Origin of the sequence: Sphingobacterium sp. SRCM116780, from assembly GCF_021442025.1 — a bacterium.
In the GTDB taxonomy this organism is placed as follows: Bacteria; Bacteroidota; Bacteroidia; order Sphingobacteriales; family Sphingobacteriaceae; genus Sphingobacterium.
Genome location: NZ_CP090446.1, coordinates 2608985 through 2623578 on the forward strand (window position 1 = coordinate 2608985; position 14594 = coordinate 2623578).

Annotated in this window: 13 protein-coding genes; 1 reads left to right on the plus strand and 12 read right to left on the minus strand. The window is 35.3% G+C overall.

Features of this window, described 5'->3' with window-relative positions:
- Positions 1-571: 571 nt before the first annotated feature.
- The 6 genes from LZQ00_RS11175 to LZQ00_RS11200 form a co-directional block, all read right to left on the minus strand.
- Complete coding sequence (locus LZQ00_RS11175; RefSeq protein WP_234509370.1) at positions 572-2419, minus strand: hypothetical protein; 1848 nt, start codon at positions 2417-2419, stop codon at positions 572-574.
- A 46-nt stretch (positions 2420-2465) separates the two neighbouring features.
- On the minus strand, positions 2466-2648 hold the full coding sequence (locus LZQ00_RS11180) for a hypothetical protein (protein WP_234509371.1): 183 nt from the start codon (positions 2646-2648) through the stop codon (positions 2466-2468).
- Positions 2649-3377: 729 nt separating this feature from the next.
- Complete coding sequence (locus LZQ00_RS11185) at positions 3378-4736, minus strand: helix-turn-helix transcriptional regulator (protein ID WP_234509372.1); 1359 nt, start codon at positions 4734-4736, stop codon at positions 3378-3380.
- A 571-nt stretch (positions 4737-5307) separates the two neighbouring features.
- Entirely contained in the window at positions 5308-5742 is a 435-nt protein-coding gene (locus LZQ00_RS11190; RefSeq protein WP_234509373.1) for a nuclear transport factor 2 family protein, read from the minus strand.
- A 336-nt stretch (positions 5743-6078) separates the two neighbouring features.
- Positions 6079-6513: a nuclear transport factor 2 family protein gene (locus LZQ00_RS11195; protein WP_234509374.1), complete on the minus strand. Its 435-nt coding sequence runs from the start codon at positions 6511-6513 to the stop codon at positions 6079-6081.
- Positions 6514-6941: 428 nt separating this feature from the next.
- Complete coding sequence (locus tag LZQ00_RS11200) at positions 6942-7379, minus strand: nuclear transport factor 2 family protein (RefSeq protein ID WP_234509375.1); 438 nt, start codon at positions 7377-7379, stop codon at positions 6942-6944.
- Between the two features lie 252 nt (positions 7380-7631).
- On the opposite strand from LZQ00_RS11200, the gene LZQ00_RS11205 reads away from it, so the two are divergent.
- Positions 7632-8162 (plus strand): DUF1905 domain-containing protein, encoded by a 531-nt coding sequence (locus LZQ00_RS11205; protein WP_234509376.1) that lies wholly within the window; start codon positions 7632-7634, stop codon positions 8160-8162.
- A gap of 249 nt (positions 8163-8411) precedes the next feature.
- On the opposite strand, the gene LZQ00_RS11210 is transcribed toward LZQ00_RS11205, so the two are convergent.
- The 6 genes from LZQ00_RS11210 to LZQ00_RS11235 form a co-directional block, all read right to left on the minus strand.
- Entirely contained in the window at positions 8412-10529 is a 2118-nt protein-coding gene (locus LZQ00_RS11210; RefSeq protein WP_234509377.1) for a catalase, read from the minus strand.
- Between the two features lie 275 nt (positions 10530-10804).
- Positions 10805-11209, minus strand: coding sequence for a hypothetical protein (locus LZQ00_RS11215; protein ID WP_234509378.1), 405 nt, complete (start codon positions 11207-11209; stop codon positions 10805-10807).
- 464 nt (positions 11210-11673) lie between these two features.
- The gene (locus LZQ00_RS11220) at positions 11674-12741 is read right to left on the minus strand and encodes a type I restriction endonuclease (protein WP_234509379.1); all 1068 of its coding nucleotides are present in this window, start codon (positions 12739-12741) and stop codon (positions 11674-11676) included.
- A 43-nt stretch (positions 12742-12784) separates the two neighbouring features.
- Entirely contained in the window at positions 12785-13027 is a 243-nt protein-coding gene (locus LZQ00_RS11225) for a hypothetical protein (RefSeq protein WP_234509380.1), read from the minus strand.
- A gap of 67 nt (positions 13028-13094) precedes the next feature.
- Positions 13095-13670: a thermonuclease family protein gene (locus LZQ00_RS11230; RefSeq protein ID WP_234509381.1), complete on the minus strand. Its 576-nt coding sequence runs from the start codon at positions 13668-13670 to the stop codon at positions 13095-13097.
- Positions 13667-14593: a hypothetical protein gene (locus tag LZQ00_RS11235; protein WP_234509382.1), complete on the minus strand. Its 927-nt coding sequence runs from the start codon at positions 14591-14593 to the stop codon at positions 13667-13669. Before LZQ00_RS11235 ends, LZQ00_RS11230 begins: the two co-directional genes overlap by 4 nt.
- Position 14594: the final 1 nt, after the last annotated feature.

Here is a 14594-nt window from a genome sequence, read left to right on the forward strand (position 1 = left end):
CCTAGTTTTAATCACAAAGTAAAAGTAAATGCTCGGGACACGCCGTCGGAGCCGATACTATCGGGTCAGGGTTTTAATCACAAAGTAAAAGTAAATGCTCACAGAAATTTGAAAGAATAAAATGCTACCACATCAATACCATAAATAATTAAATAATTGATTTTCAGATTATTATCACTAAAAAATGTAAATTAACAACTACACTTCTGATAAACAAAAAAATAGACTGTTAACAAGCATAATAAATGTTACAAATCAGTACTCCTCCCCTCTTATTTAAAAACAAGAGTAGCTGATTTTAAAGCCACAAATACGAACTGAGGACAAGGGATGTCAACCGCATCAATATAATGGAATAATTAAGCGACTAGAATCTTTATCTCACAAAAAGATCTTTAAAAAAGAATGTGGATAAAAAGGTCGATGGGTCATCTAAGAATTGAATAGTTGAATAGTAGGAAACTACGGATAAACAACACAAAGATAAAGAGGCTACAGCCTCTTTATCTTTATTGAATCATACGTGTTATCCAATGTTCTTTATCATACAGACATTGCTTTCTATGTAGATCTAAGATACTGGTTGTGCTCTCACGCAGCGGATATTAAACCCTAAATTTTTGCTAAATGTGGATACACTTCTAGCGGCTGTTGATTGCACATAGGAATCCGATATTTCTCCCTGTGGTCCAGTTTGACTACGCGTTTGATAAAAAACTGTGATCGTCTGTCCTATTGCATAGGCGTTAGCACCAGTTTCTTCTGAAGACCAATAGCGCATCTGTGTCGTTACAGCTCTGTCCCCACCAGTTGCCTGCCAATAATCGAGTACGGCTCTAGAACCCACTAATGCACCACTTTGGCGATAACCGTTGAACAGCAACATGAAATTTGTCATATAATCAGAATAATCTCCGAAAGTAGCTGGAGATCCAGCATCTGTATTCCATGCCTGGTTAACACCTCCATAACCATAGACAGAATTGACGTATTGACCTGTGGTACCCGACCACTGATACAAATGGGATGTCATTGCACTAACGGTAGTAAGTTCTGCTCTTGTTGGCATCCGCCATAAACCAGCTGGATACACCAGGGCACAGGGGTCTCCGCTTCCAGCTGTTCCTGTAGGTGTCAGAGATTTCCAATTCCAGTACGATCTTTTATCCGTGTCTTCATTCGTACTAAAATCAAACCAATGGATGGCTCCTGCATCAGGTCTAAATTTATAACGGTCCAACTGTCCAGTCCGGGTATCATAGAATAAATCTGCACGTGCCCAAGAGATACCGCCTACTTTGATGGCAGCTTCGATCATCTGTGTGCCGATTTTGTAAAGCTCACCATTTACAGGAGTAAAACTTGCATTATTTACCTTAAGATAAATATTGCTATTGCCATAGGTACGTGATGACACATTCGTATTATTGGGTTGATAATAAACATTAGGCTCCATTTTCACGTCAAAGATGGGTCTAACCGTTAAGGTATTGGGCGCAACAACTGTTCCAGTAGGAATCACAGTATAAAGTGATACCGTCTTGACCAGGTTACCCGTACTTACATCTTTATTGGTAATATACTTTACATTTTGGGTAGCCGCTACCGTAGTGATATTTGTACGATTTCCTGTCAGAATATCAAGATCAGCCGTTTTCATCAGGCTTTGAAAACCAGTTCCTGTTCCAGTTCCTAAGTCCAGTGATTTGAACGTCGTGATCTCATTAAATAATCCTCTAGTATCTACATCTACCTGTATCCTGGTGGATTTTCGGGTCAACGTAATATTCAGATAGTTTTGGCCTTTTACCGCTGAGACAACACCTGAAGCGTATAAAACATCTTCATTTGCCAGGGCGCTCGCTAAAATTTTACCACTGGATACAGTAGGTACAGTAGTGGTATTGATCGAGACAGCAACCCATTTGTACTGGGTTCCTCCATCCACCTGGATATTTGGATTTGTTCCCGATGTCGCGACAACATTTTTTAATAATGTTGTACCTGCGGCGTTATAAAGCAGGATGCGGTATTTAATACCTGCTGGCATCAATGTAGCCATAGCGGCTGAAGATGTTTGAGTTGATCCCATTGCAGCTTTCAGTGCCTTTTGTTTAGGTGTCGGGCCTTCCACGCTAACCAAGGCATCAAAGCCCTGTGTAGAAACCAGTGTTTTCTCGGCAATCATGGTCCGAGGAGCCGTATAACTGCTTGTATTTTTCGCAGCTGAAGCAAGTTTAGTTGGCATCGCCATATCTTCTTCTATTCCCGCGATATTGACAGTAAGAACAGTTCCAGTTTGCTCATCTGAGATTACGGCATCACTATCCTTTGCACATGAAGAGAATATTACGGAGATAAGACCTATGACAATTAGAGAGTTTATAAAATTCTTTATTTTTTTATTTATTGTATACATGGATTACATTCGTTTTAAAAGATTCAAAAAATTTTGCTACAACGGTTTAAAGATCGAAAGCACCATTACCATAATTTCCTTTATCTACCCAGTCCGCTGTAGCAGGCTGATCAGGATTCGTCACGTCACCCGGTCTTAAAGAAGCTGAACCTGTTGCTATTCCATCTTCCATTTGCAGAATATTCATTTCGATTTTAGGAGGCACGTAGAGTTGTGTCTTTTTTTTCATTTTTTCCAGTTTATTATATTTTTTAATTTTCCTATTTATTACCACTGGCTATGAATAAAAATCCCGAAGGTCATCTGATTCATCTGAAGTTAAATTTTATCAGAATCGCCTGTTTTACATGGTGCTGCAAAAGTAAAGGCCTGCAGAAGTTTGGAAGAATATAACACTACCACATCAATACCATATATAGTTAAATAACTGATTTTCAAAAATTTAACACTGAAAAAATGTAGATTACAAGCTACATTTATGATAGACGTAAAAATAGAGGGTTAATTAAGAATAATAAATGATAGAAATGACAATCCTCTTCTCTTATTTAAAGAACATAAAAGCTGATTTTCTGAATTTAAACTCATCAACAGCATATATAGTTAATTGAAAATTTCGATAATATGTTTGGGGGTGCTATATGAAGGTTGTGAAATGAAAAAGGAGAAAAAATGATTGCTTTTTATAATCTTTACTTGTTGCTCCAGACACATATATTATTATCACAATAAATACGATTTTTCTCATTTTATACCACAGAGGGTAAAAATATGTAGGTTGAGATTGCTTTAGGAGCATTGAGCTGGAGATCAGTGCAAAAAAACAATGATGCTTCCTATACTGTTTAAAGAGGATAAATAATGGATTTTAATCTCATCTATAGTGGCATGGCAAAATCAAAAAATCGACAATAAGTCGTAAGAAGCGATGAGATGAATAGGAAGAAATTATTTCTTTTTATGATCCTAAATCACTGATCCAAATATAGATATTGCCATCAGAGGGAATGTTAAGTCTTTTCCGTATGCGATTTTTTCTATTTTGTACCGCAGAGGGGGTAATGAACATATAGGTTGCGATTACTTTGGTTGAAAAGTTGAGTTTAAGATAAGCGCAAAAAATAAGCTCTGAAGGTTGAAGCTCTGGATTTATTGTTAGAAGAGCATTTATAAAACTTGGATACTTTTCGCTAAATCTATATAAAAAATCGGGAGAGTTTTTCGCAGCTAATTCAACGATCTTTTCGTAAGTGTCTGTATGCACCTTACCTTCTAACGTACGCATTTCGACATCTTTCATTTTCAATAACTGTCTCTTTTTCCTTATCTGAATAGCCAGAACCCCCAATGCACCTATAACGAGCAGCACAAGCGCCAACAGCATATAGGTATTTTTGAGTTGTTTTTTTGAAAATGATGTTAATCTACTATTTGCGATAATTTCTACAGCTATTTGTGTATTCTTCTGTTTCAGCACATACATACTGTCCCATTTTTTTTTATATAGGTCTAGATATAGCGCTTGTTTAGATAGATTTTTTAACCCTTTATAGTTATCAGCCGTTACATTATATACACTAAATATAAAGTTATTTCTTTTCTCAGCTTCCGCAATTGGTAAGACCTTAAAACACATATCCAACGACTCTTGATACCTTTTTTGCTTGTTCAGAATAATTGCTGATTGCATTAAACCCATTAAATAATACTTGGACTTATTGATGCTATCTAAAAGTTTCCCTTTCTGATTATACCATGTCGCAGAATCTAAGTTCCCAGTAGTCGCTAGATGAAAGCGCGCAACGCTGTAATAGAACACGGTCTGTTCTGATTTAGATATCAAAGGAACCAACGATCTTGCCATATTCAAATAATAAGATGAGCTATCTGCATGATTATTACTTTGATGAGCCGCCTTAACCGAAAGATACGCGCGAAATAAAAGAAGATTTCGTACGGAGTCCTGTTTTATATCTTTCGCGATATGTAACATCTCCAAAAACATCTTGTCAGCTTGATCGGTAAAACCGAGTGACAAATAATTATTTCCAAATAAGCTCTTCACATTCGCCAGCATTTCTTGATTCTTTTCTAGGTATGGTTCATACTGAGTCTCTATCTTTTTTAATATTTCCAGACTTTCCTTATACATTTCCAGTCCCTTAAAGGAATACGCAATTCTGAAATAGCTTTTCACAATCCCTTCCGTATTTTTATCCTTTTCAGCATACTGTAATGCTTTTTGCGATAGCGCTATTGCCTTCTCATAATGATTATTCTCATTCTCTTCTTGCGCAAGCTGCAATATCTCATTCATCTTCTTGTTCTGACCTTGACTACAAATTGGGTAGCTTAGGAGAACTAAAAAGATGAGCAGATAAAAAGAAAAGCAATATCGTATCATTAGCGTACTTTTATAGTATCAACAGTAGTAATTATTATTTTGTTTACACTTTTATTGTAAAGTCTAGTTTTTTCATTTGGTTGAAACAAATGCATGAACTCTTACATAATTGCATTTGTTATCTATAGCGTTTAGGCTTAAAAAGCTCTGCAAAGGAAGAAGGTTTTCTTTACAAAAAGAATAATTTCACTTCACTTGTAGCGCAACCACTACAAGATAATACATATGTTACAATAGCGTTACACAATGATTCAAACACCATAAATATGTATTAAATAGCAGAAATAAGGAAATAAAATGGAGCCCAGAGAGAATTATCCTCTTAACATCGTCAAACAATCGATTGATTGCTAAAAATAAAAAGCCGTGTCTCTCGACAGGGCTCTCTCTTTAGATAAACATATGATTTTTGTTGTGATCTTACTATATTTAGATCAAACTCACTTGTCTTAGTCTGAAGCTATATTTCAAAAGAACACGACAACTATTGATAAGAATTTACAGAACTTGATACTTTCCAAGCACCGCCTTCATTGACTAACATAACCAAATCTATCTTGGTAAAATCTTCAAATTTCATCGTCACTCTAGCGATCATATAATGAGCAGACTCGTCCATAATTGTTGTTGTTGTCTGACAGTTCATCTTTTTCCCTTTTTGTTTTTTCAAAAAGTCAAGCACTTCTTCACGATTATAGTTTTGCAATTTTGGTCCTTGTACTTTCAGGTTGAAATCAGAAGCAAACAATTGCTCCACTCCTTTTGATTCCCCCTCAGTCATTACATCGATATAATGATCGATCGCCAAGTTTGCACTGGACAGATTAACAATTTCTTTTTTTGGTTTGCTTGCAGCCATTGTCCATGTCGATAAGGAGATCAAAGCTGTCATTGCGAATGTTTTTACTAACGTTTTCATGTTATCTTTATTTTAAAGGTTCGTTTTCTCTTGTTTATATGTAGAAGTCGCTTAACTATTGTTTTTGTTGCAACAATTCCTTCAACTTACTTATTCAAAATTAAGACAAACAACAGGATGAGTTTATTACATTTAGATGAACAATATCAAAAACTCGGTAAATAGTAACTATTGGGAGGTGAGTTTGGTGACAATAAAAAAAGCCGCATCTCACGACGGGGCTCTCTCCTTAGATAAACATATGATTTTTTGTTTTGATCTTGATATCCTTGCATCAAGATAATATGTCCAACATAGTATCACTCTCGAAAGAATTTTCATATGAAATACGTCATACTATTGATAAGCATTCACGGAACTTGATACTTTCCAAGTGCCGTCTTCGTTGATCAACGTAATGATATCTGTCTTCGTAAAATCTTCAAATTTCAGTGTAATCTTAGCCACCATATAATCCGCTGACTTTTCCAAAATATTTGTTATTGTTTCACAGTTCATCTTCTCTCCCTTTTGTTTTTTCAAAAAGTTAATCACTTCAGAACGACTGTTTGTTTTCGCATTTACACCTTGTACTTTCTGGCTAAAGTCGGATGCAAACAATTGCTCCAGCCCTATTGATTGTCCTTCGGTCATTACGTTTACATAATGATCGATCGCTAAGACTGCCGTAGAAAGATTAATGATTTTTTTTTCGGGTTTGTTAGCAGCCATCGTGTATATGGATACAACAATTAAGGCTATCGTTGTTAATGTTTTCACTAAAGTTCTCATAGGTCTTTATTTTATATGTTCACTTTATTAACCTCATCCCTAAATATTTAGGTCCTTAAATCAAAGAATGTATGAAGTAAAGTTGAAATAGAAAGGAGGATAAAGAAAAGACTGAAGTATATACTGCAACATATACGTGCTTGCTATAAGCATTTTTAACGACGCTACGACAATATTTCTGATTAAGCAACCAAAGCTTTCAAAATGACCTTTTTAGATATTCTGGAATTGCAAGTATTCATAGATATCATATTTAGCTATATATCCTGCATCGAAGAATAACAACTATAATAAAAAAAGCCGCGTCTCACGACGGGGCTATCTACTTAATAAACATATGATTTTTTGCTGTGCTCTTGATGTCCTATACTAGGTCTACTCTAAATGTATTCTTTTTCGAACGTATACTGACACCAAATAACAAGGTATTATTGATAAGAATTTACAGAACTTGATACTTTCCAAATGCCACCTTCATTGATCAAAGTAATTAAATCCGTCTTGGTAAAATCTGTAAATTTCATCGTCACTCGAGCAACTCTATATTGTGCAGATTCTTCAATAATTTTTATACTCGTTTCGCAGTTCAGTTTCTCTCCTTTTTGTTTTTTCAATAAATCGATCACTTCCGAACGGCTATGATTTAGTAATGTATCGATTCCTTGTACTTTCTGACTAAAATCTGTAGCAAACAATTGCTCTACTCCTGCTGACTGTCCTTCTGTCATGACCGCAATATAGTTGTCAATAGCATAATCTGCTGTAGAAAGATTAATAATTCCTTTTTCTGGTTTAACCGCAGCTATTGTACATGTCGATATGGCAATTAAAGCTGCTGCTGTGAATGTTTTTACTAGAGTTTTCATAATATCTTTATTTTTTTGTTAGTTTTTTTATTGTGTTTGTTATATAGTCGCTCAAATTTTATTTTTGTTACACTATTTTTAACTTTCTTATTCAAAATTAACACAAGACACCTATTTCGTTTATTATCTTTAGATGAACAATAAGGAAAACTCGGTAAACAGTGGGGATCGAAAGGTAAACCGCTATCATTGTTTTTATTTTTAGGAGGTGATAGAACATCTTTCGGGCAATTTTTATAAAAAAGATTTGAAATGACGGATAATAATGAACTACTAGCATTCGAGGCTACACTCGAAATCATCGGGATCAATCCTTTTGTCTTTTTACCAAAACCAATTCTAACTGAAATTTTAAAGAGAGCAGAAAAAGACAAAGGAAAAATTGCTGTAAAAGGCTGTATAAACGATCATACGAATTATAGACAAACACTTCTCAAATACAAAGGAGAATGGCGACTGTATATAAATACCACTATGTTGAAAAATTCACCGAAAAGAATTGGAGAATTACTACGTATCCTGATCGGAATAGATCAAGAGGAAAGAATAATACCGATACACCCTAAATTTAAAAATGCATTAAAAGAAAATCCACTTGCTGAAGAAGTATTCAATCAGCTCCGTCCATCCTTAAAATTGGAAATTGTAAAATATATTTCATTTCTAAAAACCGATAGCAGCGTTGACAGGAATGTGGAGAAAGCGATTAATTTTTTATTGGGAACTGGCGAGTTTATCGGTAGAAAGAATTTAAATTCCAAAAGTAAGCAAGAATCTGAATAAAAAGAGAATCAAGTATGTTGGTTCTCTTTTCCCAAATGATCTGTCCAATAAATGATGTGGTTTACATTTATTTAGCATTTTTTTATCCCAAAATCGATGATAATTAAACTGTACCGTAGAAGATAAGAATACAAAAAGTCGAATTTCCATTCGACTTTTTATGATTAATGATACATGGCCTAAAATTATCCTTGTTTACTTCAGTTTCTTATCAATTTTATTTTCATTCATTCACTAACGATATCGTCATTATACAGGTATCTTTCTGTCCTGTTCCCTTTCCCATATACGGTGCCCCTTCATCACCTGGATAAAATCTTCCACTAGGTTGTTTTTAGACTCTAAAATCACCCCTTTATCTACCTTATCGTCTTTAATATAGGTATTCTGCAACAACTCTTCGGCGCCTTTAGCAAACGCTAGTGCTTTACAATGACGGTATCCCTCATTGATAAATTGATAATAGTCAGGTTCATTCTTAAGGATTGAAATTGAGTCTCCTTCTGGCGTATAAAAGGCATCGTAGCACACGGAAGCCTCTGTCAGATAGCTGAATTGTACAAGCGCTTCCCCTCCTTCTTTAAATTTGACAGGACCAACTTTTGTCGCTATTAACACCGCTTTGGCACCTTCTTCTTCCAATCCATTTTTCATTTTATCGATAGATGATTTACTAACCCCATCTGCGATTAAAAATGCAACTTTCCTTGTCCTGATATTTCCTTCGCCCAACTTAACCTCCATACTTAATGCTGCCGACTTTTCTATCTCTGGTTTTGGAGCTTTAATTGGATATTCGGGATGGTTCTGTCTCGCAAACTGCAAAGTCAGGTCATCCAAATTCGTAGACGGCTTCAATCCTAAGTGATCACCAACCTTTTTAGCCAACGTACTATCTATCTGATTTAGAATGGCCAATTCCCTTCTGCGAACATCCTCAGACTTCACCTTAGACAATTCAAAACTCAATGCAGAGATGAGATGGTTTTTCTCTGAATCAGACTGCGAATTGAAAAATAATCTTGCTTGGGTAAAATGATCTGCAAAGGACTGAGATCTATTTCTGATTTTTTTTCCGTCAACTTTTTCAGCGTGTGATTCAAAACCCTTTTCCCCTTTTAACATGGCATGATAAGGACATCCATTTCCTAAACTATTGGGGAAATAACTAACATTCCCTTTTAGAATTTCTTGCCTACCAAATCCGTCTTTTTGATTATTATATTTACCATTCACCGGTCTATTTATGGGAAGTTCATGGAAATTAGGTCCCCCTAAACGGTAATTCTGCGTATCCGCATAAGAGAATATACGACCTTGGAGTAAAGGATCATTACTAAAATCTATACCAGGAACCAACCTTCCGGGATCAAATGCAACTTGTTCTGTTTCAGCAAAAAAGTTCTCTGGGTTACGATTTAAAGTCATGGTACCGATGATTTGTACTGGCACTAATTCTTCAGGGATAAGTTTAGTAGGATCTAAAATATCAAAAGAAAATTTAAATTCATCCTCTTCTGGTATCAGTTGTATCCCTAGATCCCATTGCGGAAAATCACCTCCATCAATTGCTTCCCAAAGGTCTCGTCGATGAAAATCGCTATCGTAACCAGAAATTTTTTGTGCTTCTTGCCACGCCACTTGATGTACACCCAATTTAGGTTTCCAATGAAATTTCACAAAAGTACCTTTACCTTCTGTATTCACAAATTTGAACGTATGCACACCAAAACCTTCCATCATCCGTAAAGAACGAGGTATCGCCCGATCCGACATCGTCCACATCGTCATATGGGCAGCTTCAGGCATCAACGAAATAAAATCCCAAAAGGTATCATGAGCAGATCCTGCCTGTGGCATTTCATTATTAGGTTCTGGCTTGACAGCGTGAACAACATCAGGAAATTGCATGGCATCCTGAATGAAAAATACAGGAATATTATTCCCGACTAAATCATAATTACCCTCTTCCGTATAAAACTTTACCGAAAATCCACGTACATCCCGAGCTAAATCCGTAGATCCTTTAAACCCGGCAACAGTAGAAAATCGGACAAAAACTGGCGTTTGAGTTCCTTTTTTTAAAAATTGTGCTCGTGTAATCGAAGAAATATCTACCGTAGACTCGAATACTCCATGAGCACCAGAACCCCGTGCATGAACGACACGTTCAGGAATACGTTCTCGATCAAAATGTGCCAACTTATCTAAATAAATAAAATCTTCTAATAAAGATGGCCCCCTTTCCCCTGCTTTAAGTGTATTATTATTATCTGTAATAAATACACCATCGTTGGTTGTCATACCTTTATTGGTATTATCGATGACATGATTGTCTATTTGCTGTGTTTTTTTATTTTTAGCCATGTTTCTGAGAAGTTAAGATAAGAGATAAAACTAGATGCTATAAGAATGAACAAGCTTATCTCCATTTTGTTCATAATGTGGAAGATTTTTCTATTTATCCACCAATTTTACAGCACGATTTCTCTATCCATTTCAATAGTCGAATAAATGACCGTCTTTATTTCGAGAAAATAAAATCAAGAAAACGATTCAAGATCACAGACTAAAAATATAAAGCAAAAAAAGGCAGGTATTTACGCGTAAATACCTGCCTTTTTTACTGTTCAATAATTCTTTTAAAATAACGATACAGAGGCTGAAAGATTTGGCCCAGTATTCACATTACCATCTTTAACCACTTTACCACCTTGAAGAATTTGGCATTTTAATGTTGAGTTATTCGCTGGTCCTGAAGCATTCGCAGTAACCATCGCATATGCCTTCTCTACGGTTACTTCTTTACTTGTCCAAGTTGTTCCTGTCTTATCAGAAGTATCTGAAGTAAAATCACCATTTTCACCAAATACAACAACACTGATCTTAACACCTGCAGATCCAATAACACGATATTGAACTTTTACTGTTCCATCTGTTGGAGTGGTAGTATCATCATCACTCTTACTGCAAGCACTGAACATGAATACTGAAGCTAATAAAAGCGTGCATCCAACTACTAATTTTCCAATTTTAGATCTTTTCATAGTTTAATCTTTGATTATATAATTTATTTTAGTTTAGTTTTGAATTTTAAACAAGAAACGTACCAGTTAAAGCCTAATTTGATTCTATTTTTAAATTTTACTTAATAAATATTGACTATTAAGATACAAAACAACTACAAAAATCTAATCTAGATAACATCTCACTATATTTTCAACCAGATTTATAATTATTTTTAAAAGTATTTTTTTTTAAAATATGGTAGCTTAATAACTACAGTAAAATAATTAGATTGCTATATTTTCGAGAAAAGATATAAAGTTATTGATCATTTTAAACAAAAATAGTCCTATCTCTCGATAGGACTTTATTCATCAGAGCTTAATCTGTTAAAACCCAAGAACCTTCATGATCTTTCCGAAATTTAGATTTTAGGTTAATTAATCAAGACTATACTAAGCTATTCAATACTTATGTACTGCAATAGGATGAAAGTGCTTTTGCTTTAATTCTTATGGTCGATTTGCTGATAATGAGCGATCGTCTCCATAATCTGTTCTGAATACGTGTAGATATCATCTAATTGTGCTAAGTCGTATTTGGTCTCCTTTTTCTCTTGATCAAATAGACCTATTCTCAGCTTATTTGGTGTAAAATAAAACCGACATATTGGCTTACGATTATTATCGTCTAGCAAGACACCACAATACGATTGATTATCACGCATAAAGATTCGTCCAACCTCGACATCCTTGCGTAGGATAGATTTTACGATCAGAAATCCATCAATTTCTTCCTCAGTCGTCACAATCAAGGATTCGGGTTCTGCAGGAGTAAGTATTTGCTGCGCCTCATTTTCTGTTTCTTTTTTGAGCGCACTTTTTAGCCGTTCCGCAATTTGATCATTAACGATTTGTGAGAATACTCGTTTCACCAAAGGTGTAAATTGCTCCAATATTTTTACCGTCACAACACTGGGGTATACCTGTCTTGTAAAATAACGAACAAACTCATCACTTGGATTCTGCATTTCACCATTGGCTAGGATCGTTAATTCATTAAAATATTTGAGCTCACTCGCCGCACTGGATATGCTATCCAGATCAAATACCGATTTATGAAATTTACGCAATTCAGCAAGCTCATTATCTTTTATATCAGAAATCTTGAATTCGAAGAACGGTTTTTCATCCATCTTATTTGGAGTAACCAGATCGGTATAAAAACGATACTCCACACCGTTGGTCAATAAACTAAATTTGGCTTCACTCGTGTGGAAATAACGGAAGAGTTGTGAATTATGTGGGTCGAGGCCATCGGCATAATGTTTACACTCGATTAGGATAATAGGTTTACCTTCCCGAAGAATAGCATAGTCTACTTTCTCACCTTTTTTGATACCAATGTCAGCAATAAACTCTGGCTGTACCTCGAACGGATCAAATACATCGTATCCTAATATTTTAAGGAAAGGCATAATCAGTGAAGTTTTGGTTGCCTCTTCAGTTTTGATTTGTGGTAGCAATCTATCCACGCGGCTGGCAAACTGACGAATTTCGTCTTTAAAATCCATAATATAAATCAGTTAATTTATGAGCATTCGGTTATTTTATCTTTTAATCTTCCCATCCACAAAGCGTCTTTCCTTCTTTTCTTGCTTCTTCCAGTGTTACTTTCAACGTTTGAGCACTACAATTCCTCAACCCTCTACAACTTTCTGTCAGGTGATAACGTTTTCCTTTACCACTGCCACAAATGTAAACGGTGTTTTTATTTACTTTTTTATAGACGTTCATCTGTAAGCCCGTGCAATCGTAATGAAGCAGGAATATGAATACTATGCTGATTATTTTCATCATATAACAAAGCTAAAGAGTTGTAGAAAGGGTATTTTATGGGAAACCGTAAAAGGGAAAAATAATTCAATCATTCTATCCAAACTCCGAGTTTCTGTTCCTGTGCGTGATGTTGTAGTTTGATAAACAGATCCACATATTTAACATTCGGAGGATAGGTATCAACCACTGCATACCCCCCTTCGACCAAACTGGCATTCAGGAATGTTCCATCTGCCAAATAAACGTAAGCAAGCAACCGTTGATATCTATCCATTTGCTGTATATCCATATCCAATCTAACCCATTGATATTCGGCAAGTTTTTTCACATAAGCCTTCGCTTCTGCAGCGAATTGGCTTTTATGTTTCCAACGTGAATTGCGGGTTTCTGGTGCATCGACACCAATAAAACGTACCTTAAATTTCTTATCCCCATTATCTACCCAGAAGGTATCGCCATCGATCACTTTAGTAACATAAACGAATCCTTCTTCCCATTTTTGACGCTTTTCGTTATGTGTCGAATTTTCTTTATCAGACTTTTTAGTGGTGCTGAATAATTGGTAAGTTTGAATACCAGCTTCAGAGTGATGATTACAACTCGAAATAAAAAGGACGATTAACAAGAAAATGAACCTATAATCTTGATGAACAATATTCTTCATCGGAGACCAGACAAAATATATCTACTGATTACAGGATCAAGATTGGTCGGTAAATCTGCTAATATCGGAGCTGTAATAGGTTCCTTGACGTTCATATCCTGTAGCCAGTTTTTCCAATATTCGTCAATGACATCACCTTCAAATGGGCTATTCTTTACTGGATTAATGCCTAAGACTACAACTTCCAATTCTGTTAATCCATCAGTCGCCTTAATAAATCCGCAATTCTGTTTCTGCATAACATCTTTGTAAGCAGATGTTTTCAGTCCTAGTGCTTTGACCAACTGAGGAGTTAGGTACGAGCTTCTATTTTCTTCCATAAATTTAGAATTTTCATGGAATACATATCCATCCGTCAGAATAAAAAGAATATTGCGATAATTTGGTTTAATACAATAATCTTTTACCTTGGTTTTAAAGAAACCCCAGATATCAGCTCCTAAATATTTTTTATCATGAATGGCTTGCATATATATCTTTTCAGAGATGGATGCAAATTGAGGTGAAATTCTCGCAATAGCTTCCTTGGATACAGTCTCTTTATTGAAAGACATTCTTAATTCTTTTGCTAAGCTATTGATTTCAGTACTTGATGGTTCTGGATCAAAATAAACTTGAATTTGATCGTTGATTTGCCTGATCGGTTTTTTTCTTAAATGTGCCTCAAAAGCCTTACTTATCGACTCAATATAGCCTAAATCCCGTTTGTAAAATTCCATTGCTGGACTTGCATTTTTAATGGGATCAATACGATCTGACAAATCTAATAATATACTAATATTCAAATTTTCCTTGATCCCTTTTTTAGCAATAATTTCTTTCTGTTTGCCTTCGGTTCCATTACTGGAATCAGGAACATTGGAACAACTACTACAATAAAGTAAACAGATGATTAAAGCTGACCATAAATTTTTATTTTTCATC

Excerpts from the sequence above, each read along its gene's own strand:
- LZQ00_RS11175 (WP_234509370.1), bottom strand. The coding sequence starts at position 2,419 with ATGTATACAATAAATAAAAAAATAAAGAATTTTATAAACTCTCTAATT.
- LZQ00_RS11180 (WP_234509371.1), bottom strand. The coding sequence starts at position 2,648 with ATGAAAAAAAAGACACAACTCTACGTGCCTCCTAAAATCGAAATGAAT.
- LZQ00_RS11185 (WP_234509372.1), bottom strand. The coding sequence starts at position 4,736 with ATGAATGAGATATTGCAGCTTGCGCAAGAAGAGAATGAGAATAATCAT.
- LZQ00_RS11190 (WP_234509373.1), bottom strand. The coding sequence starts at position 5,742 with ATGAAAACGTTAGTAAAAACATTCGCAATGACAGCTTTGATCTCCTTA.
- LZQ00_RS11195 (WP_234509374.1), bottom strand. The coding sequence starts at position 6,513 with ATGAGAACTTTAGTGAAAACATTAACAACGATAGCCTTAATTGTTGTA.
- LZQ00_RS11200 (WP_234509375.1), bottom strand. The coding sequence starts at position 7,379 with ATGAAAACTCTAGTAAAAACATTCACAGCAGCAGCTTTAATTGCCATA.
- LZQ00_RS11205 (WP_234509376.1), top strand. The coding sequence starts at position 7,632 with ATGACGGATAATAATGAACTACTAGCATTCGAGGCTACACTCGAAATC.
- LZQ00_RS11210 (WP_234509377.1), bottom strand. The coding sequence starts at position 10,529 with ATGGCTAAAAATAAAAAAACACAGCAAATAGACAATCATGTCATCGAT.
- LZQ00_RS11215 (WP_234509378.1), bottom strand. The coding sequence starts at position 11,209 with ATGAAAAGATCTAAAATTGGAAAATTAGTAGTTGGATGCACGCTTTTA.
- LZQ00_RS11220 (WP_234509379.1), bottom strand. The coding sequence starts at position 12,741 with ATGGATTTTAAAGACGAAATTCGTCAGTTTGCCAGCCGCGTGGATAGA.
- LZQ00_RS11225 (WP_234509380.1), bottom strand. The coding sequence starts at position 13,027 with ATGATGAAAATAATCAGCATAGTATTCATATTCCTGCTTCATTACGAT.
- LZQ00_RS11230 (WP_234509381.1), bottom strand. The coding sequence starts at position 13,670 with ATGAAGAATATTGTTCATCAAGATTATAGGTTCATTTTCTTGTTAATC.
- LZQ00_RS11235 (WP_234509382.1), bottom strand. The coding sequence starts at position 14,593 with ATGAAAAATAAAAATTTATGGTCAGCTTTAATCATCTGTTTACTTTAT.